Source organism: Streptomyces sp. NBC_01334 (genome assembly GCF_035983595.1).
Lineage (GTDB): Bacteria > Actinomycetota > Actinomycetes > Streptomycetales > Streptomycetaceae > Streptomyces > Streptomyces coriariae.
In genome coordinates, this window is sequence record NZ_CP130718.1 from 2,009,334 (window position 1) to 2,031,711 (window position 22,378).

The window sequence follows — 22,378 nt, forward strand, 5'->3', positions numbered from 1 at the left end:
GCATTTTTACCAAACGCCACTGACAACGGTCCTTCCGCCGAAGCTCTGTTCCCCGTCCGGCGCGGCAGGCGGTTGGATGGGCACGTGAACGTTCGAGACGTTGCCCGAAAGCTGCCCGCCGTCGATCTCCTGCGGGACCACTGCCGTTCGCTCGCCGTGCTGGAGGCGATCCTGAGCCCCGAAGGGGCAGACCGCCGTCATTCCTTCGACGCCCACCGGTCGGAGTCCGAGGAGACGGCCTCGATGCGCGACGGGTCGGGTGACGAGTACGACATCGTCTTCTCCCCCGCCGGCGCCTGGATCCGCGGCTTCGCCCACGAGTCGCCCATGAGCCCCTACGTACAGGACGGCCCCTGGCCTGGCGTGCTGGACGACGTCCCCGAGGTGTTCCGGTCCTGCGTCGAGGAGCCGGCGTTCACCGACGAGGACGGGATGCCCGTCGCCACCGCCTGTCTGTGGCGCGGGACGGCCGACGAGGCCTGGTCCACGGGCACGATCGACTTCCCCGAACACCCGGCGGACGACCCGGACGGCGCCGCGCACCTGTTCCGGCTGCTCACCGATCGCTCGCCGCAGGCCTTCCGGCGGTGGGCGGAGGACCACTACGAGGTCCCGGTCGATCCGGAGGCCGTCCGGCACGTCCTCGCCTCCCGTCCGCTGACCCCGGCGGTGGTCGCCGCACTGAACCCCGAGCTCGCCCTGGCCGACCTGGCGAACGTCGTCGAGCGGACCGGCTACCCGCGGCGGTGACCCGCGCAAACGCCGAGGCCCGGCCTCCCAGAGGAGGCCGGGCCCACGCGTGGTACCAAGCAGGACCTACAGGCCCGCGGCCTTGCGCAGCGCGTCCACGCGGTCCGTGCGCTCCCACGTGAAGTCGGGCAGCTCACGGCCGAAGTGACCGTACGCGGCGGTCTGGGCGTAGATCGGACGCAGCAGGTCGAGGTCGCGGATGATCGCGGCCGGGCGGAGGTCGAAGACCTCGTCGATGGCCTTCTCGATCTTCTCGGCGTCGACCTTGGCGGTGCCGAAGGTCTCCACGAAGAGACCGACCGGCTCGGCCTTGCCGATCGCGTAGGCGACCTGGACCTCGCAGCGCGCGGCGAGCCCCGCGGCCACCACGTTCTTCGCGACCCAGCGCATCGCGTACGCCGCCGAGCGGTCGACCTTGGACGGGTCCTTGCCCGAGAAGGCGCCGCCACCGTGCCGGGCGAAACCGCCGTAGGTGTCGATGATGATCTTGCGGCCGGTGAGGCCGGCGTCGCCCATCGGGCCGCCGATCTCGAAGCGGCCGGTCGGGTTGACCAGCAGGCGGTAGTTCTCGGTGTCGAGCTTGATGCCCTCGTCCAGGAGCGCCTTGAGCTCCGGCTCCACCACGAACTCGCGGATGTCCGGGGCCAGCAGGGAGTCCAGGTCGATGTCGCTCGCGTGCTGCGAGGAGACGACCACCGTGTCGAGACGCAGGGCCTTGTCGCCGTCGTACTCGATGGTGACCTGGGTCTTGCCGTCGGGGCGCAGGTAGGGGATGGTCCCGTTCTTGCGGACGTCCGACAGGCGCTTAGACAGCCGGTGCGCGAGGAAGATCGGCAGCGGCATGAGGGTCGGCGTCTCGTCCGAGGCGTAGCCGAACATCAGGCCCTGGTCGCCGGCGCCCTGGCGGTCCAGCTCGTCCTCGTCGCCCTCAACGCGGTTCTCGTACGCCGTGTCGACACCCTGGGCGATGTCCGGGGACTGCGCGCCGATGGACACCGAGACACCGCAGGAGGCGCCGTCGAAGCCCTTCTTCGAGGAGTCGTAGCCGATCTCGAGGATCTTGTCGCGCACGAGCTGGGGGATCGGCGCGTAGGCCTTGGTGGTGACCTCGCCGGCCACATGCACCAGACCGGTCGTGATCAGGGTCTCGACGGCGACCCGGGAGGCCGGGTCCTCGCGCAGCAGGGCATCGAGAATGGTGTCGCTGATCTGGTCAGCGATCTTGTCGGGGTGACCCTCGGTCACAGACTCCGAGGTGAACAGGCGACGGGACACAACGCTCCCTGGGGTTGCAGCGGCTGCTGGCTGATCATTGGCGGACGCGACAGGAGCTGCGCCCGGCGTCGTCCGAGAACAGTTTATCGGTCGTGCCCCTCCACCGGGCCACCCGTCTCGCCTCTCGGGAGCGCTGTGACCTGCGGCACGGGCATTCTGCCGAATGCCGAGCACCGTTGGCCAGGGGCGCCACACCCGAATCGACCGAGCGGGAGGACGACGGGGAAGCGCATCAAACAGTCAGGCCAGCCGCCGCGTCACCAGGTCCCACACGGTTTCGGCCAGGGCCTCCTTGGGCCCGTACGGCACGGGAGTTTCGCTGCCGTCGGCGCCCAGCACGACCGCTTCGTTCTCCTCGGAGCCGAAGGTCTTGCGCTCCCCCACCTCGTTCACCACCAGCAGATCGCAGCCCTTGCGCCGGAGCTTCGACCGGCCGTTGGCCAGGACGTCGTCGGTCTCGGCCGCGAAGCCGACAACCACCTGGTTGGAGCGCGCCCGGTCGGCGGAGACCTCCGCGAGGATGTCCGGATTTCGCACAAGAACGATGGGGTCCGGTTCCCGGCCGTCCTGCTTCTTGATCTTTCCGGCCGCGTACGTCTCCGGCCGGAAATCGGCCACGGCGGCCGCCATGACGACCACGTCGGCGTCCGCGGCCGCCTTCAGGACCGCCTCGCGCAGCTGCACGGCCGTGCCGACCTGGACGACGTCGACCCCGGCCGGGTCGGGCAGGCCGGTGTTCGCCGCGATCAGCGTGACGCGGGCGCCACGGGCGGCGGCGGTGCGGGCGAGGGCGTAGCCCTGCTTGCCGGAGGAGCGGTTGCCGAGGAAGCGGACCGGGTCGAGGGGCTCGCGGGTGCCCCCGGCGCTGACCACGACATGCCGGCCGGCGAGGTCGGGTTCGCGCACCCCTCTGGCCAGGACCCGGCGGCAGACCTCGAAGATCTCCGTCGGGTCGGGCAGCCGCCCCTTGCCGGTGTCGACGCCGGTGAGCCGGCCGACGGCCGGCTCGATGACGACGGCGCCCCGGCGGCGCAGTGTCGCCACGTTCTCCTGGGTGGCCGGGTGCTCCCACATCTCGGTGTGCATGGCGGGGGCGAAGACGACCGGACAGCGGGCCGTCAGGAGGGTGTTGGTGAGGAGGTCGTCGGCGAGGCCGTGGGCGGCCTTGGCGAGCATGTCCGCGGTGGCCGGGGCGACGACCACCAGGTCGGCGTGCTGGCCGATACGGACGTGCGGGACCTCGTGGACGTCGTCCCAGACCTCCGTGGAGACGGGGTGGCCGGAGAGGGCGGACCAGGTGGCGGCGCCGACGAAGTGCAGCGCGGAGGCGGTGGGGACCACCCGGACGTCATGGCCCGACTCGGTCAGTCTGCGCAGCAGCTCACAGGCCTTGTAGGCGGCGATGCCCCCACTGACACCCAGAACGACCTTCGGCTTGTCCACCGTCTCTCCCCGGACCTCGGAAAACGTACGCCGCGGCTCCCGGCGTACGAGTCCATCAGACACCACAGGCCCGGCAGCCGTGCTGCCGGGCCTGTGGAGAAACCCACTGTGAGCCGAAAATACTACTGAGCGGGACCCTCGACGGCCTCGGACGTCAGCAGACCGGCGTTGATCTCACGGAGGGCGATCGAGAGCGGCTTCTCGTGGACGTGGGTGTCCACGAGCGGACCGACGTACTCGAGGAGGCCCTCGCCGAGCTGCGAGTAGTACGCGTTGATCTGGCGGGCCCGCTTGGCCGCGTAGATCACGAGGCTGTACTTCGAGTCGGTGGCCTCGAGGAGCTCGTCGATCGGCGGGTTGATGATGCCCTCGGGCGCGGAGATGGAAGAGGACACGCTCTACCTTCCGATGGATGGGAAAAGACCGGTCGTGATCACAGGCTCGTAATCACACAACATCGACCAAGGCTAGCAGCTCACGCGCGACGTCCTCGACGGAGGTGTTGACCAGGGTCACGTCGAACTCCGGCTCGGCCGCCAGTTCGATCTTCGCCGCCGCCAGGCGACGCTCGATCACCTCGGGCGGTTCGGTGCCCCGCCCGGTGAGCCTGCGCACCAGTTCCTCCCAGGAGGGAGGGGCCAGGAACACCAGTTGGGCCTCGGGCATGGACTCGCGGACCTGCCGGGCACCCTGGAGGTCGATCTCCAGGAGGACCGGCTCGCCCGACTCCAGGCGCTCCAGCACCGCGGTGCGCGGAGTGCCGTAGCGGTTGCCCGCGAACTCGGCCCACTCCAGCAGTTCGCCGTTGGCGATCAGCTTGTCCATCTCCTCGTCGGTAACGAAGAAGTAGTGGACTCCGTGCTTCTCGCCGGGCCGCGGCCTACGGGTCGTCGCCGACACCGAGAGCCAGGCCTCGGGGTGTTCCTTGCGCATATGAGCGACGACCGTGCTCTTGCCGACCCCGGAGGGGCCGGAGAGCACGGTCAGCCGCGGACGTGCGTCCGGGGATTCGGGGGTCGTCCCCCGGAGTTTTACTGCCATGCAGCGATTATTCCAGCAATCCCGGAGTGCCCGGGACTCCCTCCCCGCGGCACCCGGGAATCAGGAGCCGGTGCTGCCGAACTCACGCTCCAGGGACGCGATCTGGTTGGAACCGAGGCCGCGCACGCGGCGGCTCTCGGAGATGCCGAGTCGCTCCATGATCTGCTTGGCGCGGACCTTGCCCACGCCCGGGAGCGACTCCAGGAGGGCGGAGACCTTCATCTTGCCGATGACGTCGTTTTCCTGACCCTGCTTGATGACCTCGTGAAGCGAGGCGCCGGAGTGCTTGAGTCGATTCTTGACCTCGGCCCGCTCCCGGCGAGCCGCGGCGGCCTTTTCGAGCGCGGCTGCGCGCTGTTCGGGGGTAAGGGGCGGAAGAGCCACGCCTACGTCACCTCGGATGTCGAACTGTCGGATACGGACCGGTGAGGAACCTAGTCGCCCCACACCTGGTGAGTTACGAGCAACACGCGCTGCCCGTTCACTCTCCGTCGGAGACTAGCGGCCAACTCCGCCAGAGTCAGCGAGAACCAAGGAAAAGTCCTGGTCAGCCTCCGTCAGGCCGGACATTTGAGACATAGTGCCCCGGATTTGAGGATGTATCCAGACTCAAGTCGCCCCCGAGCCGCCCGACCGAGCCCCCGGTCGGGCGGCCGACGCCCGTCAGGCGGCGTCCACGGCCGCCCTGACCTCTCGCGCGAATCGATCCACCGCGTCACGCAGAGCGACGAGATCGGGACCGTGACGCAACACACCCCGACTCACGTTCGGTACGACATTGCGCACCGCGGACCCGAAGACCCGCGGGAGGTCGGCCGGGGTCGCCCCCTGAGCGCCGACGCCGGGCGCGAGGAGCGGACCGTTGATGTCGAGGTCGTACGTCGACAGGTCGCCCAGGGTGGCGCCGACGACCGCCCCGAAGGAGCCCAACGGCTCCTCCCCCGTGTTCTCCGCGGCCAGGTGCGCCAGCATCGTCGCGCCCACGTCCCGTCCGTCGGCCCGCACCGCGTGCTGGACCTCGCCGCCCTCCGGGTTCGAGGTCAGCGCCAGCACGAACAGCCCGGCGCCGCTCTCGCGCGCCGACGCCACCGCCGGGGACAGGGATCCGTAACCGAGGTACGGCGACACGGTGAGGGCGTCGGAGAACAGCGGGGCGTCCTTGTGCAGGAAGGACTCGGCGTACGCGGCCATGGTCGAGCCGATGTCACCGCGCTTGGCGTCCATGACGACCAGGGCACCGGCCGCCCGGGCCTCCTGCACCGTCTTCTCCAGGACGGCGATGCCGCGCGAGCCGAACCGCTCGAAGAAGGCGCTCTGGGGCTTCAACAGGGCGACCCGGTCGGCCGTCGCCTCGACGACCGTGCGGCTGAACCGCTCCAGGCCGGCGACATCGTCGTTCAGGCCCCACTCGGCGAGCAGGGAGGCGTGCGGGTCGATGCCGACGCAGAGCGGGCCACGCTCGTCCATGGCCCGGCGCAGCCGCGCGCCGAAGGGCTCCAGGGTCATGCCGTCTTCCTCACGTCGGCGCCGACCGCGTCGGCGAGAGTGGCGTAGGGGCTCGTCCGCAGGCGAGCGGCGAGGCCCTTGTGGATCGCACGGCCCCAGAAGGGCCCCTCGTAGATGAAGGCGCTGTACCCCTGGACCAGCGTGGCACCGGCCAGGATGCGCTGCCAGGCGTCCTCGGCGTCCTCCACGCCGCCGACGCCCACCAGGGTGACGCGGTCGCCCACGCGCGCGTAGAGGCGGCGCAGCACCTCCAGGGAGCGTGCCTTGAGGGGCGCCCCGGACAGTCCGCCGGTCTCTTTCACCAGCGAGGGGTCGGAGGTCAGCCCGAGGCCCTCGCGCGCGATGGTGGTGTTGGTGGCGATGATCCCGTCCAGACCGAGTTCGACGGCCAGGTCGGCGACCGCGTCGACGTCCTCGTCGGCCAGGTCCGGGGCGATCTTGACCAGCAGCGGGACCCGCCGCGAGGTCACCACCCGGTCGGCGGCCTCGCGGACGGCGCTCAGCAGCGGCCGCAGCGCCTCGGTGGCCTGGAGGTTGCGCAGCCCCGGGGTGTTCGGCGAGGACACGTTGACGACCAGGTAGTCGGCGTACGGCGCGAGCCGCTCGGTCGACTTCACGTAGTCGCCGACGGCCTCCTCCTCCGGTACGACCTTGGTCTTGCCGATGTTGACGCCCACCACGGGCTTGAAGACGGGCGTACGGGAGGCCAGGCGCGCGGCGACGGCCAGCGAGCCCTCGTTGTTGAAGCCCATCCTGTTGATGAGCCCCCGGTCCTTCACGAGCCGGAACAGCCGCTGGGCGGGGTTGCCGGGCTGCGGCTCACCGGTGACCGTGCCGATCTCGACGTGGTCGAAGCCCAGCATCGACATCCCGTCGATCGCGACGGCGTTCTTGTCGAAGCCGGCGGCGAGTCCGAAGGGGCCGTGCATGCGCAGGCCGAAGGCCTCGGTGCGCAGTTCCTCGTACCGGGGGGCCAGGGCGGCCGCGACGAACGTGCGCAGCACCGGGATCCGCACGGCGAGCCGGATCCAGCGGAAGGCAAGGTGGTGGGCGCGCTCGGGGTCCATCCGCTGGAAGACCAGCCGGAAGAATTGCTTGTACATGATCATGTCCTCCAAGGAGCCTCGCGAAGAGGTGTCATGAAGAGGGGGACACCGTTTCCGGTGTCCCCCTGAGGGCTGTAGGGGCTGACCGGCGGACCATGCCGCAGACGCGGGGCTGGCACGCACATCTGCCGCTTTGCTGCGACTTGATCCGCCGGGCAGCCCCCTAGTCGCGGGCCGCGGTCAGGTGTTCCGCGTGTTCCTGGAGTGAGCGCACGCCCACGTCCCCGTGGTTGAGGGCGTCGATGCCCTGGACGGCCGCGGCGAGCGCCTGGACCGTCGTCAGGCACGGCACGGACCGCGCCACGGCCGCCGTGCGGATCTCGTAGCCGTCGAGGCGGCCACCGGTGCCGTACGGGGTGTTGACGATGAGGTCGACCTCGCCGTCGTGGATGAGCTGGACGATGGTCTTCTCGCCGTTCGGGCCGGTGCCCTCGGACTGCTTGCGCACGACCTTCGCGGTGAGGCCGTTGCGCCTGAGTACCTCGGCCGTGCCGGAGGTGGCGAGCAGCTCGAAGCCGTGGGCTACCAGCTCACGGGCCGGGAAGATCATCGAGCGCTTGTCGCGGTTGGCGACCGAGATGAACGCGCGGCCCTTGGTGGGCAGCGGGCCGTAGGCGCCCGCCTGCGACTTGGCGTACGCCGTGCCGAAGACGGAGTCGATGCCCATGACCTCGCCGGTGGAGCGCATCTCCGGGCCGAGGACGGTGTCGACGCCGCGGCCGGAGGTGTCCCGGAAGCGGGTCCACGGCATCACGGCTTCCTTGACGGAGATCGGCGCGTCCAGCGGCAGCTCACCGCCGTCGCCGGTCGCCGGGAGCAGCCCCTCGGCGCGCAGCTCGGCGACGGTCGCGCCCAGCGAGATCCGGGCGGCGGCCTTGGCCAGCGGCACCGCGGTCGCCTTCGAGGTGAAGGGGACCGTGCGGGACGCGCGCGGGTTGGCCTCCAGGACGTAGAGGATGTCGCCCGCCATCGCGAACTGGATGTTGATCAGACCGCGCACGCCGACGCCCTTGGCGATCGCCTCGGTGGAGGCCCGCAGGCGCTTGATGTCGAAGCCGCCCAGGGTGATCGGGGGCAGGGCGCACGCCGAGTCGCCGGAGTGGATGCCGGCCTCCTCGATGTGCTCCATGACGCCGCCGAGGTACAGCTCCTCGCCGTCGTAGAGCGCGTCGACGTCGATCTCGATGGCGTCGTCGAGGAAGCGGTCGACGAGCACCGGCCGGGTGGGGCTGATCTCGGTCGACTCGGCGATGTAGGAGGACAGCCGGGTCTCGTCGTAGACGATCTCCATGCCGCGGCCGCCGAGCACGTACGACGGCCGCACCAGGACCGGGTAGCCGATCTCGTCCGCGATGGCCTTGGCCTCGGAGAAGGTGGTGGCCGTGCCGTGCTTCGGGGCCGGCAGACCGGCCTCGGCGAGCACCCGCCCGAAGGCGCCCCGGTCCTCGGCCGCGTGGATGGCCTCGGGCGACGTGCCGACGATCGGCACGCCGTTGTCCTTCAGCGCCTGCGCCAGGCCCAGCGGGGTCTGGCCGCCGAGCTGGACGATCACACCGGCGATCGGTCCTGCCAGCGACTCCGCGTGGACGATCTCCAGCACGTCTTCCAGCGTCAGCGGCTCGAAGTACAGGCGGTCGGAGGTGTCGTAGTCCGTGGAGACGGTCTCCGGGTTGCAGTTGACCATCACGGTCTCGTAGCCCGCGTCGCTGAGCGCGAAGGAGGCGTGGACGCAGGAGTAGTCGAACTCGATGCCCTGGCCGATGCGGTTCGGGCCGGAGCCCAGGATGATCACCGCGGGCTTCTCGCGGGGCGCGACCTCGCTCTCCTCGTCGTAGGAGGAGTAGAAGTACGGCGTCTTCGCGGCGAACTCGGCGGCGCAGGTGTCGACCGTCTTGTAGACCGGGCGGATGCCCAGGGCGTGCCGGACCTCACGGACGACGTCCTCGCGCAGCCCGCGGATCTCGGCGATCTGCTGGTCCGAGAAGCCGTGCCGCTTGGCCTCGGCGAGCAGCTCGACGTCCAGGCGCTCGGCGGCGGCCAGCTCGTCGGCGGTCTCCTTGATGAGGAAGAGCTGGTCGACGAACCAGGGGTCGATCTTCGTGAACTCGAAGACCTCCTCGGGTGTGGCGCCCGCGCGGATGGCCTGCATGACGGTGTTGATACGGCCGTCGGTGGGCCGTACGGCCTCCCGCAGCAGCTCGTCCTTGTCGCCGGGCTCGCCGACGAACGTGAACTGGCTGCCCTTCTTCTCCAGCGAGCGCAGCGCCTTCTGGAAGGCCTCGGTGAAGTTGCGGCCGATGGCCATGGCCTCGCCGACCGACTTCATGGTCGTGGTCAGCGTGGAGTCGGCGCTCGGGAACTTCTCGAAGGCGAAGCGCGGTGCCTTCACGACCACGTAGTCGAGTGTCGGCTCGAAGGAGGCCGGGGTCTCCTGCGTGATGTCGTTCGGGATCTCGTCGAGGGTGTAGCCGACGGCGAGCTTGGCCGCGATCTTGGCGATCGGGAAGCCGGTGGCCTTGGAGGCGAGGGCCGAGGACCGCGACACGCGCGGGTTCATCTCGATGACGATGATCCGGCCGTCCTCGGGGTTCACCGCGAACTGGATGTTGCAGCCGCCGGTGTCGACGCCGACCTCGCGGATGATCGCGATTCCGATGTCGCGCAGCCGCTGGTACTCGCGGTCGGTCAGCGTCATCGCCGGCGCGACGGTGATCGAGTCACCGGTGTGCACGCCCATGGGGTCGAAGTTCTCGATGGAGCAGACGACCACGACGTTGTCGTTCTTGTCGCGCATCAGCTCCAGCTCGTACTCCTTCCAGCCGAGGATGGACTCCTCCAGGAGCACCTCGGTGGTCGGCGAGAGCGTCAGGCCCTGACCGGCGATGCGGCGCAGCTCCTCCTCGTCGTGGGCGAAGCCGGAGCCGGCGCCGCCCATGGTGAAGGAGGGACGGACGACGACGGGGTACCCGCCGAGCGTCTCGACGCCCGCGATCACGTCGTCCATGGAGTGGCAGATCACGGACCGGGCGGACTCGCCGTGCCCGATCTTCTCGCGGACGGCCTCGACGACACCCTTGAAGAGGTCGCGGTCCTCGCCCTTGTTGATCGCCTCGACGTTGGCGCCGATCAGCTCGACGCCGTACTTCTCCAGCACACCCTGCTCGTGCATGGAGATCGCGGTGTTGAGGGCCGTCTGGCCGCCCAGGGTGGGCAGCAGGACGTCGGGGCGCTCCTTGGCGATGATCTTCTCGACGAACTCCGGGGTGATCGGCTCGACGTAGGTGGCGTCGGCGATCTCCGGGTCGGTCATGATCGTCGCCGGGTTGGAGTTGACCAGGATGACCCGCAGGCCCTCGGCGCGCAGGATGCGGCACGCCTGGGTGCCGGAGTAGTCGAACTCGGCGGCCTGGCCGATGACGATCGGGCCGGAGCCGATGACCAGGACGGACTGGATATCGGTGCGCTTAGGCACGCTGGCCCTCCATCAGGGAAACGAAGCGGTCGAACAGGTAGGCGGCGTCGTGGGGGCCCGCTGCCGCTTCGGGGTGGTACTGGACGGAGAAGGCCGGCTGGTCGAGCAGCTGGAGCCCCTCCACGACGTCGTCGTTGAGGCAGACGTGCGAGACCTCGGCGCGGCCGAACTTCGTCTCGCTGACCCGGTCGAGCGGCGCGTCCACGGCGAACCCGTGGTTGTGCGCGGTGACCTCGACCTTGCCGGTCGTACGGTCCTGGACCGGCTGGTTGATGCCGCGGTGGCCGTACTTCAGCTTGTAGGTGCCGAAGCCGAGGGCGCGGCCGAGGATCTGGTTGCCGAAGCAGATGCCGAAGAGCGGCGTCCTGCGCTGCAGCACCTCGGTCATCAGCGCGACCGGACCTTCGGCGGTGGCCGGGTCGCCCGGGCCGTTGGAGAAGAACACGCCGTCGGGGTCGACGGCGTACACGTCCGCCGCCGAGGCCGTCGCCGGGAGCACGTGCACCTCGATGCCGCGCTCGGCCATGCGGTGCGGGGTCATGCCCTTGATGCCGAGGTCGATGGCGGCGACGGTGAACCGCTTCTCGCCGACCGCCGGGACGACGTAGGCCTCCTTGGTGGTGACCTCCTCGTAGAGGCTCGCGCCCTTCATCTGCGGCTGGGCCTGCACGCGCGCGAGGAGCTCGGGCTCCGTGCCGACCGACTCGCCGGAGAAGATGCCGGCGCGCATCGAGCCGCTCTCGCGGAGGTGGCGGGTGAGCGCGCGGGTGTCGATGCCGGAGATGCCGACGACGTTCTGCGCGACGAGCGCGTCGTCCAGGGAGCGCTTGGCGCGCCAGTTGGAGGGCACGCGCGCGGGGTCGCGCACGACGTAGCCGGAGACCCAGATGCGGTCCGACTCGTCGTCCTCGTCGTTCCAGCCGGTGTTGCCGATCTGCGGGGCGGTCGCGACGACGATCTGCCGGTCGTACGACGGGTCGGTCAGCGTCTCCTGGTAGCCGGTCATGCCGGTGGAGAACACCGCTTCGCCGAAGGTCTCCCCCACGGCCCCGTAGGCACGGCCGCGGAAGATCCGGCCGTCCTCCAGGACGAGTACGGCGGGAACCTTGGTGGTTCCCCTGGTGGAGGTCGTCATCGTGCGCCTTCCGTTTCCGTCGGGTTTTCCGTCTTGTCGATCATGGAGTTGATGGCGTCGACCCACTCGCCGTGCTCGGCCGCGTGGTCCGAGCGGAAGCCTGAGTCGAGCAGCTTGTCGCCGTGTGCCCAGGTCACCACCAGCAGTCCGCCCTCGGTGAGGACCTTGCCGGCGATGCCCTTGTCGAGCCGGGCCTCACGCAGTGCCGCGACCGGGACGAAGAAGTCGGTCGCTCCGGGGCGTACGACGTCCAGTCCCGCGGCCGTCAGCGTGAGCTCGACCCGGCTGCGGGTGCCCAGGCCGTGCGCCACGATGCGGTCGAGCCACTGCCCGGCGGTGGTGGAGCCGTGGTAGCGGCCGCTCATGCCCAGTCTCACCGGACCGAGGTCGTCCGGCGCGCCGGGAAGCTCGGGCAGGTCGCCCTGGAGCGTGCCGCGCCACTTCCAGCCCTCGCGCATCAGCCAGTAGACGAGCGCGACGAAGAGGCCGAGGCCGACCACCCAGCCGATCCGCGCGGCCCAGTCGGTCACTTCGGCCGATTCCTTCTCGGCCGCGAGCAGTAGTGCAGCAGATGTCACGTGAGCTTCCCGTCGACGAGCGTGGCCTTGCCCCGGAGCCACGTGTGCGTGACACGGCCCGGCAGCTCACGCCCCTCGTACGGGGTGTTCCGGCTGCGCGAGGCGAAGCCCGCGGGGTCCACCGACCCACGGTATTCCGTGTCGACGAGGGTGAGGTTGGCGGGCTCACCTGCCGAGACGGGACGCCCGTGGCCCTTGGCCTGCCCGATCAGGGCGGGCTTGAACGACATCCGGCTCGCGACCCCGGCCCAGTCCAGCAGGCCCGTCTCCACCATCGTCTCCTGGACCACCGACAGCGCGGTCTCCAGGCCGACCATGCCCATGGCGGCCGCGGCCCACTCGCAGTCCTTGTCCTCGTGCGGGTGCGGGGCGTGGTCGGTGGCGACGATGTCGATGGTGCCGTCGGCGAGCGCCTCGCGCAGGGCGAGCACGTCCCGCTCGGTGCGCAGCGGCGGGTTCACCTTGTAGACGGGGTTGTAGCTGCGCACCAGCTCGTCGGTGAGCAGCAGGTGGTGCGGGGTGACCTCGGCGGTCACGTCGATGCCGCGGGACTTGGCCCAGCGGACGATCTCGACCGACCCGGCGGTGGAGAGGTGGCAGATGTGGACCCGGGAGCCGACGTGCTCGGCGAGCAGGACGTCCCGGGCGATGATCGACTCCTCGGCCACCGCCGGCCAGCCCCCGAGCCCCAGCTCGGCGGAGACGACGCCCTCGTTCATCTGGGCGCCCTCGGTCAGCCGCGGCTCCTGCGCGTGCTGGGCGACGACCCCGCCGAAGGCCTTCACGTACTCCAGGGCCCGGCGCATGATCACCGCGTCGTCCACGCACTTGCCGTCGTCGGAGAAGACGGTGACGCCGGCCGCCGACTCGTGCATGGCGCCCAGCTCGGCGAGCTTGCGGCCCTCCAGGCCGACCGTGACCGCGCCGATCGGCTGCACGTCGCAGTAGCCGTGCTCCTGGCCGAGCCGGTAGACCTGCTCGACCACACCGGCGGTGTCGGCCACGGGGAAGGTGTTGGCCATGGCGAACACGGCGGTGTAGCCACCGGAGGCGGCGGCGCGGGTGCCGGTCAGCACCGTCTCGGAGTCCTCGCGGCCCGGCTCGCGCAGGTGGGTGTGCAGGTCGACCAGGCCCGGCAGCAGCACCTTGCCTGCGGCCTCGACGACCTCGGCGCCCTCGGCGGAGAGCCCCGCGCCGACGGCCTCGATGACCGCGCCGTCGATCAGGACGTCCTGCGGCTCACCGCCGAGCACCTTCGCACCACGGATCAGGATCTTGCTCATGGTTCTTACTTCTCCTCGGTGGTGCGGGCGTGGCTGACGGCGGGCTCGTTGCCGCCCAGGAGCAGGTAGAGGACGGCCATCCGGATGGACACGCCGTTGGCGACCTGTTCGACGACGGTGCAGCGCTCGGAGTCGGCGACCTCGGCGGTGATCTCCATGCCGCGGACCATCGGGCCGGGGTGCATCACGATGGCGTGCTCGGGCATCCGCGCCATGCGGTCGCCGTCGAGGCCGTAGCGCCGCGAGTACTCGCGCTCGGTCGGGAAGAACGCGGCGTTCATCCGCTCGCGCTGCACCCGCAGCATCATCACCGCGTCGGACTTGGGCAGCGTGCTGTCGAGGTCGTACGACACCTCGCACGGCCAGGTCTCGATGCCGACCGGCACCAGGGTGGGCGGGGCGACCAGGGTCACCTCGGCGCCGAGCGTGTGCAGCAGGTCGACGTTGGAGCGGGCGACCCGGCTGTGCAGCACGTCGCCGACGATCGTGATGCGCTTTCCGGCGAGGTCCTGGCCGATCCCGGCGTCCCGGCCGACCAGCCGGCGGCGCATGGTGAAGGCGTCCAGGAGTGCCTGGGTGGGGTGCTGGTGGGTGCCGTCGCCGGCGTTGACGACGACCGCGTCGATCCAGCCGGAGGTGGCCAGGCGGTAGGGCGCCCCCGAGGCACCGTGCCGGATGACGACGGCGTCGACGCCCATGGCCTCCAGCGTCTGCGCGGTGTCCTTGAGGGACTCGCCCTTCGACACCGACGACCCCTTGGCGGAGAAGTTGATGACGTCCGCGGAGAGGCGCTTCTCGGCGGCCTCGAAGGAGATACGCGTGCGCGTGGAGTCCTCGAAGAACAGGTTGACGATCGTGCGGCCTCGCAGGGTCGGCAGTTTCTTGATGGGCCGGTCGGCGACCCGGGCCATCTCCTCGGCGGTGTCGAGGATCAGGACGGCGTCGTCGCGGGTGAGGTCGGCGGCCGAGATGAGATGACGCTGCATCTGTCAGGCTCCGTAAGGCAGTTCAGACAAGGGGGATCACGGACGTGCAGGGCACGGCTGTGAGACGCACGGCACCGAGGGCCGCACGCGCGCGTGCTACTGCTGGGCGTCCGGCTTCACACCGAGCAGCACGGTGTCGCGACCGTCCTCCTCGGCGAGCTGGACCTTGACCGTCTCCCGCAACGACGTGGGGAGGTTCTTGCCGACGTAGTCGGCGCGGATGGGCAGTTCCCGGTGGCCGCGGTCGACGAGGACCGCGAGCTGGACCGCGCGCGGGCGCCCGAGGTCGTTCAGGGCGTCGAGGGCGGCACGGATGGTGCGGCCGGAGAAGAGCACGTCGTCGACGAGGACGACCAGCTTCCCGTCCAGGCCGTCACCGGGGATCTCGGTGCGGGCCAGCGCACGCGGCGGATGCATGCGCAGGTCGTCGCGGTACATGGTGATGTCGAGGGAGCCGACCGGAATCCTGCGGTCGGTGATCTGCTCGAGCTTGGCGGCGAGCCGCTGGGCGAGGAAGACGCCGCGGGTCGGGATGCCGAGCAGCACCACGTCGTCGGCGCCCTTGGCGCGTTCGACGATCTCGTGGGCGATACGGGTCAGTACCCGCGCGATGTCGGGCCCTTCGAGAACGGGCCGCGCATCGGCTTGCCGGGAGTCCTGCTGAATGTCCTGCTTGTCCATAAGAAACGGACCTCCTTCTCCGCCTCACGGGACGGACCTTAAAGGACGTCGGATTTGCGCCATCCACGGTAGCAGGCCGGGACACCGTCCCGATCACCCCCTTGGAGTAATCGGCCACCGATACCACGGAAGCGTCGGTGTGGACCATTCGGCTTGACTCAGAAGAATCACGCTGCGTAACCTCACAGTGAGTTACCAGCACGCGGCTCGTGCCGCGTCGACCCAGTGCCGGGGAGCTATATGTCCAGCGAATACGCCAAACAGCTCGGGGCCAAGCTCCGGGCGATCCGCACCCAGCAGGGCCTTTCCCTCCACGGTGTCGAGGAGAAGTCCCAGGGCCGGTGGAAGGCGGTCGTGGTCGGTTCGTACGAGCGCGGCGACCGCGCCGTGACCGTGCAGCGCCTTGCCGAGCTGGCGGACTTCTACGGCGTTCCCGTGCAGGAACTGCTGCCGGGCACCACTCCGGGCGGCGCCGCCGAGCCGCCGCCGAAGCTGGTCCTGGACCTGGAGCGACTGGCCCACGTGCCGGTCGAGAAGGCGGGCCCCCTTCAGCGGTACGCGGCCACCATCCAGTCGCAGCGCGGTGACTACAACGGCAAGGTGCTGTCGATCCGCCAGGACGACCTGCGCACGCTCGCCGTCATCTACGACCAGTCCCCCTCGGTCCTGACCGAGCAGCTGATCAGCTGGGGCGTCCTGGACGCGGACGCGCGTCGCGCCGTCTCCCACGAGGAGGGCTGAGGCCCCAGCGGCCCGGCAGAGCTCAGCAGAAACGTGCCGCCGGGGTGGCCGGAACCTGATGGTTCCGGCCACCCCGGCTTTTTGTCGGTACATGCCGGAGGGCCCACAGCGTGCGCTGTGGGCCCTCCGGCGTGTTCGCGCCCCGAGGGGCGCGGGGAACCGCGCGACGAGCCACAGGGGGCTCGCAGGCCTCCTACGGCCCTCGTTCCCCGGCTCTCCCTGCGGAACTGTTCGCTATTCGCGACGCAGAGACGGCTTGAGCTCCTTGAACCGGCCGAGCAGGCCGTTGACGAACGACGGCGACTCGTCCGTCGAGAACTCCTTCGCCAGCTGCACCATCTCGTCGAGGACGACCGCGTCCGGGGTCTCGTCGGCCCAGATCAGCTCGTAGGCGCCGAGACGCAGGATGTTGCGGTCGACGACCGGCATCCGGTCCAGCGTCCAGCCGACCGAGTACTGCGAGATTAGCTCGTCGATGCGACGCGCGTATCCGGCGTAGCCCTCGACCAGCTGCATCGTGTACTCGCTCACCGGCGGCTGCCGGGTGTCGGCCCGGGAGAGCCGGATCCAGTCCGCGAGGACTGTCAGGACGTCGACTCCGCGCTGGTCGCCCTCGAAGAGGATCTGGAAGGCGCGCTTGCGGGCCGTGTTGCGGGCAGCCACGGTTAGCTGTTCACCCGGCCGAGGTAGTCGCTGGTGCGGGTGTCGACCTTGATCTTCTCACCGGTGGTGATGAAGAGCGGGACGTTGATCTGGTGACCGGTCTCCAGGGTGGCGGGCTTGGTGCCACCGGTGGAGCGGTCGCCCTGAAGGCCCGGCTCGGTCTCCTGGACGACGAGCTCGACGGCGGCCGGCAGCTCTACGAAGAGCACCTCGCCCTCGTGCTGCGCCACGGTGGCCGTGAAGCCCTCGATCAGGAAGTTGGCGGCGTCGCCGACGGCCTTGCGGTCGACCATCAGCTGGTCGTAGGTCTCCATGTCCATGAAGACGAAGTACTCGCCGTCCATGTACGAGAACTGCATGTCGCGCTTGTCGACAGTGGCCGTCTCGACCTTGACGCCGGCGTTGAACGTCTTGTCGACGACCTTGCCGGAAAGCACGTTCTTCAGCTTGGTGCGCACGAAGGCCGGGCCCTTGCCGGGCTTGACGTGCTGGAACTCGACGACGGACCAGAGCTGGCCGCCTTCGAGCTTGAGCACCAGGCCGTTCTTGAGGTCGTTCGTGGAAGCCACGGTTGCGGAATCTCCTGGACTGACGTGGACGACCCCGGTGCACGCACCTGCCTAGAGGGCGAGCAGCTCCTTGGTCGTGATGGTGAGTAGCTCGGGTCCGCCGTCCGCCTCGGGGCGCACGACGAGCGTGTCATCGATCCGGACACCGCCCCGGCCCGGGAGGTGGACCCCCGGTTCGACGGTGACCGGCACGCAAGCGTCCAGTTTACCCATGGCCGCGGGAGACAACTGCGGGTCCTCTTCGATTTCGAGTCCGACACCGTGTCCGGTGAGCGCCGGAAGGCCCTCGGAGTGCCCTGCGGAGTCCAGGATCTGGCGGGCCGCGCGGTCCACGTCCCGGAAGGCGGCGCCGGGTGCCAGAGCCTCTCGTCCGGCCCGCTGGGCAGCGAAGACGAGGTCGTACAGCTCGATCTGCCACTCGGCGGGGGACGTGCCGATCACGAAGGTACGGCCGATCTCACAGCGGTAGCCGCGATAGCTCGCCCCCAGGCAGACGGAAAGGAAGTCGCCCTCCTCGACCCGCCGGTCGGTGGGCCGGTGGCCGCGCCGACCGGAGTTCGGGCCGGTGGCGACCGAGGTGGCGAAGGCGGGGCCGTCGGCACCGTGATCGACGAGGCGCCGCTCCAGTTCGAGGGCGAGATGCCGTTCCGTACGGCCCACCAGGATGGACTCCAGCAGCTCGCCAAGGGCCTGGTCGGCGATCTCGGCGCCGATCCGCAGACAGGAGATCTCCTCCTCGTCCTTCACCACCCGCAGCTGTTCGACCGCGGCGCCCAGGTCGGCGAGGCGCAGCCCGGGCGCGACGGAACGCAGTTCGCGGTGGCGGGCCACCGTGAGGTGATGCTCCTCCACCGCGAGGCAGTCGCCTCCCTCTGCCACGAGGAGGTCGGCGGCGGCGACCGCCGCATCGCCGCCGGGGCGGCGGAGGCAGTGGACACGCAGGGCCTCGTCCGGCCGGCCCTCGCTCGGGCGGTCGTCGGGCGGGTCCACGCAGACGAGAAGATCCTCACGTCTGCCCAGCAGCAGCACGGCGCCGCGAGGGGCCGCACCCGCGAGGTATCTCACGTTGGCGGGGCGGGAGATCAGCGCGGTGGCGCTGCCGCTCGCGTTGCAGCGTTCTCTCAGCCGGTTGCGGCGGGACGCGTAGACCTCTGACATGACACGAGCGTAGGAGGATTGGCCGGATTGTGCCGGTTGGGAGGGCGTTCGGGGGAACGGTCCGGGTCGGACCGGAGCGCCCGGGAGCGCTCTACCACTTCGGGGGGCTCGCGATCGCCCTCGCCAGCACCTCGTCCAGGACCCTCGCGGTCGTCGGGACGTCCAGTTGGGAGTTGTCGATGATGGGGAGGCCGGAGCCGTACCAACCGGCCATGCGACCGTGGATACGGGCCACCTCCTCGTCGGTGAGGCGGCGGTTTCCGGCGCGTTCGGCGTTGCGCTCCAGGACGACCTCCAGGCCGGGCAACAGGACGACGGGCAGCAGGCCCGGGCCGACATGCCGTTTCCAGCCACCCAGGCCCACGGCCGGGCGGTCGGGGAAGATCGCGTCGTCCAGGATGCACGAGATGCCGTTGGCCAGGAAGTTGCGCGCGGCGAAGCCGCAGGTGCGGCGGGCCAGACGGTACTGGGCCTCGGAATGGTCGTTCCACCCCGACTGTGGGTCGGCGAAGCCCGAGCGGACCCATTCCCGTACGTCGTCGAGGCTGACGTGGGCCGTGGGCACCCGGCGGTGGTCGGCCCAGAACTTGGCGACGCTCGTCTTCCCTGCACCCGCCGGGCCGATCAGCAGCACCGCCAGCGTCGTGGCCGTCGGGTCGGGGACGATGAGGGCGGGCGGCGCGCTGGGCATGGCGACGGGGCCGCCCGGCGGCAGCGGGACATGCCCGGTGGTATCGGTGCTCTGCGGGACCGGGGCGTGCTGCGGGGCGGGCGGAGGCGGCACGGGCGGGACCGGCGGCTGGGGCGCGGGCGGGACCGGTCCCGAGGGGGCGCCGAGGTACCCCGGCTGCTGCTGGGGGGCGCCGCCCGGCTGGTGGGGCGGCGGCAGCGGAGAACCCACTGCGTGCTGCATCCGGTGCCACTCCGTCTCGTACAGGCAATGGGCGCTGGTTGTGAGGGGTGCGGACCCCCTGTTCGCTACTGAACGGTACCGCCCCCGGCCGTCCTTTGGTGAACGGCCGGGGGCGGTCCGAAGTGCCCGGTGTGGAAAGCGAATCGGGCGGAAGGGAAGCGGGCGGACCTACTCGGCCGTCCCGCGCTCCTACTCGCCCACCTCCCCGTACGCGGCCAGCAGTACGGCCGGGTCGGGGCCCTCGAGGACGTTCGGCTTGGCGAGGCCGTCCAGGACGATGAACCGCAGCAGGTCGCCGCGGGACTTCTTGTCGACCTTCATGTTCTCCAGCAGCTTGGGCCACTGGTCGTAGCGGTAGTGCAGCGGCAGCCCCACCGATGCCAGTACCGTGCGGTGGCGGTCGGCCGTCGCGTCGTCCAGCCGGCCCGCCAGGCGGCCCAGTTCGGCGGCGAAGTGCATGCCCACGGAGACGGCCGCGCCGTGCCGCCACTGGTAGCGCTCGTTCTTCTCGATGGCGTGCGCCAGGGTGTGACCGTAGTTGAGGATCTCCCGCAGGCCCGACTCCTTCAGGTCGGACGACACGACGTCCGCCTTGACCCTGATGGAGCGCTCGATGAGCTCGGCGGTGTGCGGGCCCGCCGGGGTGCGGGCGGCCTCGGGGTCGGACTCGACCAGGTCGAGGATCGCCGGGTCGGCGATGAAGCCGGCCTTGATGATCTCGGCGAGCCCGGAGACGTAGTCGTTGACCGGCAGGGAGTCCAGCGCGGCCAGGTCGCACAGCACACCGGCCGGCGGGTGGAAGGCGCCGACGAGGTTCTTGCCCTCGGCGGTGTTGATGCCGGTCTTGCCGCCGACGGCCGCGTCGACCATGGCCAGCACGGTCGTCGGCACGGCGATCCAGCGCACCCCGCGCAGCCAGGTCGCGGCGACGAACCCGGCCAGGTCGGTGGTGGAGCCACCGCCGACGCCCACGACGACGTCGGTGCGGGTGAACCCGGACTGGCCGAGCGCCTTCCAGCAGTAGGCGGCGACCTCGGCGGTCTTGGCCTCCTCCGCGTTGGGCACCTGGATGGCGACGGCCTCGTAGCCCTGCCCGGCCAGGTCGGCGCGGAGGGCGTCGCCGGTGTCGGCGAGCGCCTCGGGGTGGATCACGGCGACCCGCTTGACCCGGTCTCCGATCAGCCCGCCGAGCTCGCCCAGCAGCTGACGGCCGACCAGGACCTCGTACGGCTCCGAGCCGGCGCTGCCGCCGACCCGGATCCGCGTTACGGACTCGCTGCTCATGCTTCTTTCAACTCCAAAGCGTCCAAGGCCACTTGGCTGACCTCTTCGGGCGTACGGCCGTCCGTGGTCACGACCGCGGTGGCGACACCCTCGTAGAGAGGGCGACGGGCCTCCATCAGCTCGCGCCACTGCTTGCGCGGATTGACGGCGAGCAGCGGGCGCGCCGTGTTCAGGCCGGTGCGCTTGACGGCTTCCTCGACGTCCATGGCCAGATAGACCACGCGCTGCCCGGCCAGCAGCGCGCGGGTGTCCGCGTCCAGGATCGAGCCGCCACCGAGCGCCAGTACGCCGGCGTGCTCGGCGAGCGCGCGCCGTACGGCCCGCTTCTCGATCGCGCGGAAGGTCTCCTCGCCCTCGTCGACGAAGATCTCCGCGATGCTGCGGCCCGCCTCGGCGACGATGTCGTCGTCGGTGTCCCGGTAGCCGACGCCGAGCCGCTCGGCCAGCAGCTGCCCGACGGTGGACTTGCCCACGCCCATCGGGCCGACGAGGACGACCAGTGGCCCGCTCATCGGATGTGCAGGCTGTCGAGGTACGAACGCACGTTGCGGCGGGTCTCGGTGACGCTGTCGCCGCCGAACTTCTCCGCCACCGCGTCCGCGAGCACCAGGGCGACCATCGCCTCGGCGACGATCCCCGCGGCCGGGACCGCGCACACGTCGGAGCGCTGGTGGTGCGCCTGGGTGGCCTCGCCCGTGGCGACGTCCACCGTCTTCAGGGCCCGCGGCACGGTCGCGATCGGCTTCATCGCCGCGCGCACGCGCAGCAGCTCGCCGGTGGTGAGTCCGCCCTCGGTGCCGCCGGAACGGCCGCTCGCGCGCCTGATGCCCTCGGGCGTGGTGACGATCTCGTCGTGCGCCTTCGAGCCCGGCACGCGCGCGAGGTCGAAGCCGTCGCCGACCTCGACGCCCTTGATCGCCTGGATGCCCATCAGGGCCGCGGCGAGGCGGGCGTCGAGCCGGCGGTCCCAGTGCACGTGCGAGCCCAGGCCGACCGGTACGTCGTACGCCAGCACCTCGACGACGCCGCCGAGGGTGTCGCCGTCCTTGTGGGCCTGGTCGATCTCCGCGACCATCGCCTTCGAGGCGTCCGCGTCGAGGCAGCGGACCGGGTCCGCGTCCAGCTTCTCGACGTCCGCGGGGGTCGGCAGGACGCCGTAAGGCGCCTTCGCGGCGGCCAGCTCGACGACGTGCGAAACGATCTCGATGCCGGCCGTCTCCTTCAGGTACGACCGGGCCACCGCGCCCAGCGCGACCCGGGCGGCCGTCTCACGCGCGGAGGCGCGCTCCAGGATCGGCCGGGCCTCGTCGAAGCCGTACTTCTGCATCCCGGCGAGGTCGGCGTGGCCGGGGCGCGGGCGGGTGAGCGGAGCGTTGCGGGCGAGGCCCGCGAGGATCTCCGGGTCGACCGGGTCGGCCGACATGACCTGCTCCCACTTCGGCCACTCCGTGTTGCCCACCATGACGGCGACCGGGGAGCCCATGGTCAGGCCGTGCCGGACACCGCCGAGGAAGGTGACCTCGTCGCGCTCGAACTTCATGCGCGCACCGCGCCCATAGCCGAGCCGTCGCCGCGCGAGGTGGTCGGCGACCATCTCCGTGGTGATCGGCACGCCGGCGGGAAGGCCCTCCAGCGTCGCGACAAGTGCGGGTCCGTGGGACTCCCCCGCGGTCAGCCAACGCAGCCTGCTCAACGATGCTCCTCAGTGCTCGCGCTCTGTTAGCGCTCTGCGCACGCGCGTCCTTCGCGTACGTCGGTGGCGTGACCGGGTGCGCGGCCCTGGCCCGCCACCTC

The 22,378-nt window shown here is 70.5% G+C and carries 22 protein-coding genes; 2 read left to right on the forward strand and 20 right to left on the reverse strand.

The window, feature by feature from the left end; translation table 11 throughout:
- The first annotated feature begins 84 nt into the window (after window positions 1-84).
- A complete protein-coding gene (locus OG736_RS09085) occupies window positions 85-750 on the forward strand; it encodes a hypothetical protein (RefSeq protein ID WP_327181990.1) in 666 nt (221 codons plus the stop codon).
- Between the two features lie 66 nt (window positions 751-816).
- Here the strand turns inward: OG736_RS09085 and metK are convergent, their stop codons facing one another.
- From metK to pyrR, 13 genes are all read right to left on the reverse strand, one after another.
- Complete coding sequence (metK, locus tag OG736_RS09090) at window positions 817-2,025, reverse strand: methionine adenosyltransferase (RefSeq protein WP_020128869.1); 1,209 nt, start codon at window positions 2,023-2,025, stop codon at window positions 817-819.
- Window positions 2,026-2,265: 240 nt separating this feature from the next.
- A complete protein-coding gene (gene coaBC, locus OG736_RS09095; protein ID WP_327181991.1) occupies window positions 2,266-3,468 on the reverse strand; it encodes a bifunctional phosphopantothenoylcysteine decarboxylase/phosphopantothenate--cysteine ligase CoaBC in 1,203 nt (400 codons plus the stop codon).
- Between the two features lie 122 nt (window positions 3,469-3,590).
- Window positions 3,591-3,863: a DNA-directed RNA polymerase subunit omega gene (gene rpoZ / locus OG736_RS09100; RefSeq protein ID WP_003988945.1), complete on the reverse strand. Its 273-nt coding sequence runs from the start codon at window positions 3,861-3,863 to the stop codon at window positions 3,591-3,593.
- A gap of 52 nt (window positions 3,864-3,915) precedes the next feature.
- Complete coding sequence (gene gmk / locus OG736_RS09105) at window positions 3,916-4,509, reverse strand: guanylate kinase (protein ID WP_327181992.1); 594 nt, start codon at window positions 4,507-4,509, stop codon at window positions 3,916-3,918.
- A 60-nt stretch (window positions 4,510-4,569) separates the two neighbouring features.
- A complete protein-coding gene (locus tag OG736_RS09110; protein ID WP_003977346.1) occupies window positions 4,570-4,893 on the reverse strand; it encodes an integration host factor in 324 nt (107 codons plus the stop codon).
- Between the two features lie 279 nt (window positions 4,894-5,172).
- Window positions 5,173-6,015: an orotidine-5'-phosphate decarboxylase gene (pyrF, locus tag OG736_RS09115; protein WP_327181993.1), complete on the reverse strand. Its 843-nt coding sequence runs from the start codon at window positions 6,013-6,015 to the stop codon at window positions 5,173-5,175.
- Window positions 6,012-7,118 (reverse strand): quinone-dependent dihydroorotate dehydrogenase, encoded by a 1,107-nt coding sequence (locus tag OG736_RS09120; RefSeq protein ID WP_028806689.1) that lies wholly within the window; start codon window positions 7,116-7,118, stop codon window positions 6,012-6,014. The genes pyrF and OG736_RS09120 overlap by 4 nt, the downstream gene beginning before the upstream one ends.
- Before the next feature lie 166 nt (window positions 7,119-7,284).
- Window positions 7,285-10,593 (reverse strand): carbamoyl-phosphate synthase large subunit, encoded by a 3,309-nt coding sequence (gene carB / locus OG736_RS09125; RefSeq protein ID WP_327181994.1) that lies wholly within the window; start codon window positions 10,591-10,593, stop codon window positions 7,285-7,287.
- A complete protein-coding gene (carA, locus tag OG736_RS09130) occupies window positions 10,586-11,728 on the reverse strand; it encodes a glutamine-hydrolyzing carbamoyl-phosphate synthase small subunit (protein WP_327181995.1) in 1,143 nt (380 codons plus the stop codon). Before carA ends, carB begins: the two co-directional genes overlap by 8 nt.
- The gene (locus tag OG736_RS09135) at window positions 11,725-12,306 is read right to left on the reverse strand and encodes a PH-like domain-containing protein (RefSeq protein ID WP_327181996.1); all 582 of its coding nucleotides are present in this window, start codon (window positions 12,304-12,306) and stop codon (window positions 11,725-11,727) included. The genes carA and OG736_RS09135 overlap by 4 nt, the downstream gene beginning before the upstream one ends.
- Complete coding sequence (locus tag OG736_RS09140; RefSeq protein WP_020128861.1) at window positions 12,303-13,589, reverse strand: dihydroorotase; 1,287 nt, start codon at window positions 13,587-13,589, stop codon at window positions 12,303-12,305. Before OG736_RS09140 ends, OG736_RS09135 begins: the two co-directional genes overlap by 4 nt.
- A gap of 5 nt (window positions 13,590-13,594) precedes the next feature.
- Window positions 13,595-14,575 carry an aspartate carbamoyltransferase catalytic subunit gene (locus OG736_RS09145; RefSeq protein WP_020128860.1) on the reverse strand — a complete coding sequence of 327 codons (981 nt, stop codon included), beginning with the start codon at window positions 14,573-14,575 and terminating at the stop codon, window positions 13,595-13,597.
- Window positions 14,576-14,671: 96 nt separating this feature from the next.
- Window positions 14,672-15,256 carry a bifunctional pyr operon transcriptional regulator/uracil phosphoribosyltransferase PyrR gene (gene pyrR / locus OG736_RS09150; RefSeq protein ID WP_327181997.1) on the reverse strand — a complete coding sequence of 195 codons (585 nt, stop codon included), beginning with the start codon at window positions 15,254-15,256 and terminating at the stop codon, window positions 14,672-14,674.
- Between the two features lie 240 nt (window positions 15,257-15,496).
- Between pyrR and bldD the strand changes: the two genes are divergently transcribed.
- Window positions 15,497-15,997 (forward strand): transcriptional regulator BldD, encoded by a 501-nt coding sequence (bldD, locus tag OG736_RS09155; protein ID WP_020128858.1) that lies wholly within the window; start codon window positions 15,497-15,499, stop codon window positions 15,995-15,997.
- 234 nt (window positions 15,998-16,231) lie between these two features.
- Here bldD and nusB read toward each other — a convergent pair whose 3' ends face one another.
- From nusB to aroC, 7 genes are all read right to left on the reverse strand, one after another.
- Window positions 16,232-16,660: a transcription antitermination factor NusB gene (nusB, locus tag OG736_RS09160; protein ID WP_020128857.1), complete on the reverse strand. Its 429-nt coding sequence runs from the start codon at window positions 16,658-16,660 to the stop codon at window positions 16,232-16,234.
- Between the two features lie 2 nt (window positions 16,661-16,662).
- A complete protein-coding gene (gene efp / locus OG736_RS09165; RefSeq protein WP_020128856.1) occupies window positions 16,663-17,229 on the reverse strand; it encodes an elongation factor P in 567 nt (188 codons plus the stop codon).
- A 51-nt stretch (window positions 17,230-17,280) separates the two neighbouring features.
- Window positions 17,281-18,387, reverse strand: coding sequence for an aminopeptidase P family protein (locus OG736_RS09170; RefSeq protein WP_327181998.1), 1,107 nt, complete (start codon window positions 18,385-18,387; stop codon window positions 17,281-17,283).
- Between the two features lie 91 nt (window positions 18,388-18,478).
- Window positions 18,479-19,300: a Pro-rich N-terminal domain-containing protein gene (locus OG736_RS09175; RefSeq protein ID WP_327181999.1), complete on the reverse strand. Its 822-nt coding sequence runs from the start codon at window positions 19,298-19,300 to the stop codon at window positions 18,479-18,481.
- 189 nt (window positions 19,301-19,489) lie between these two features.
- The gene (aroB, locus tag OG736_RS09180) at window positions 19,490-20,584 is read right to left on the reverse strand and encodes a 3-dehydroquinate synthase (protein ID WP_327182000.1); all 1,095 of its coding nucleotides are present in this window, start codon (window positions 20,582-20,584) and stop codon (window positions 19,490-19,492) included.
- On the reverse strand, window positions 20,581-21,096 hold the full coding sequence (locus tag OG736_RS09185; RefSeq protein ID WP_327182001.1) for a shikimate kinase: 516 nt from the start codon (window positions 21,094-21,096) through the stop codon (window positions 20,581-20,583). The genes aroB and OG736_RS09185 overlap by 4 nt, the downstream gene beginning before the upstream one ends.
- Window positions 21,093-22,277: a chorismate synthase gene (gene aroC, locus OG736_RS09190; RefSeq protein WP_267020896.1), complete on the reverse strand. Its 1,185-nt coding sequence runs from the start codon at window positions 22,275-22,277 to the stop codon at window positions 21,093-21,095. Before aroC ends, OG736_RS09185 begins: the two co-directional genes overlap by 4 nt.
- Window positions 22,278-22,378 lie beyond the last annotated feature (101 nt).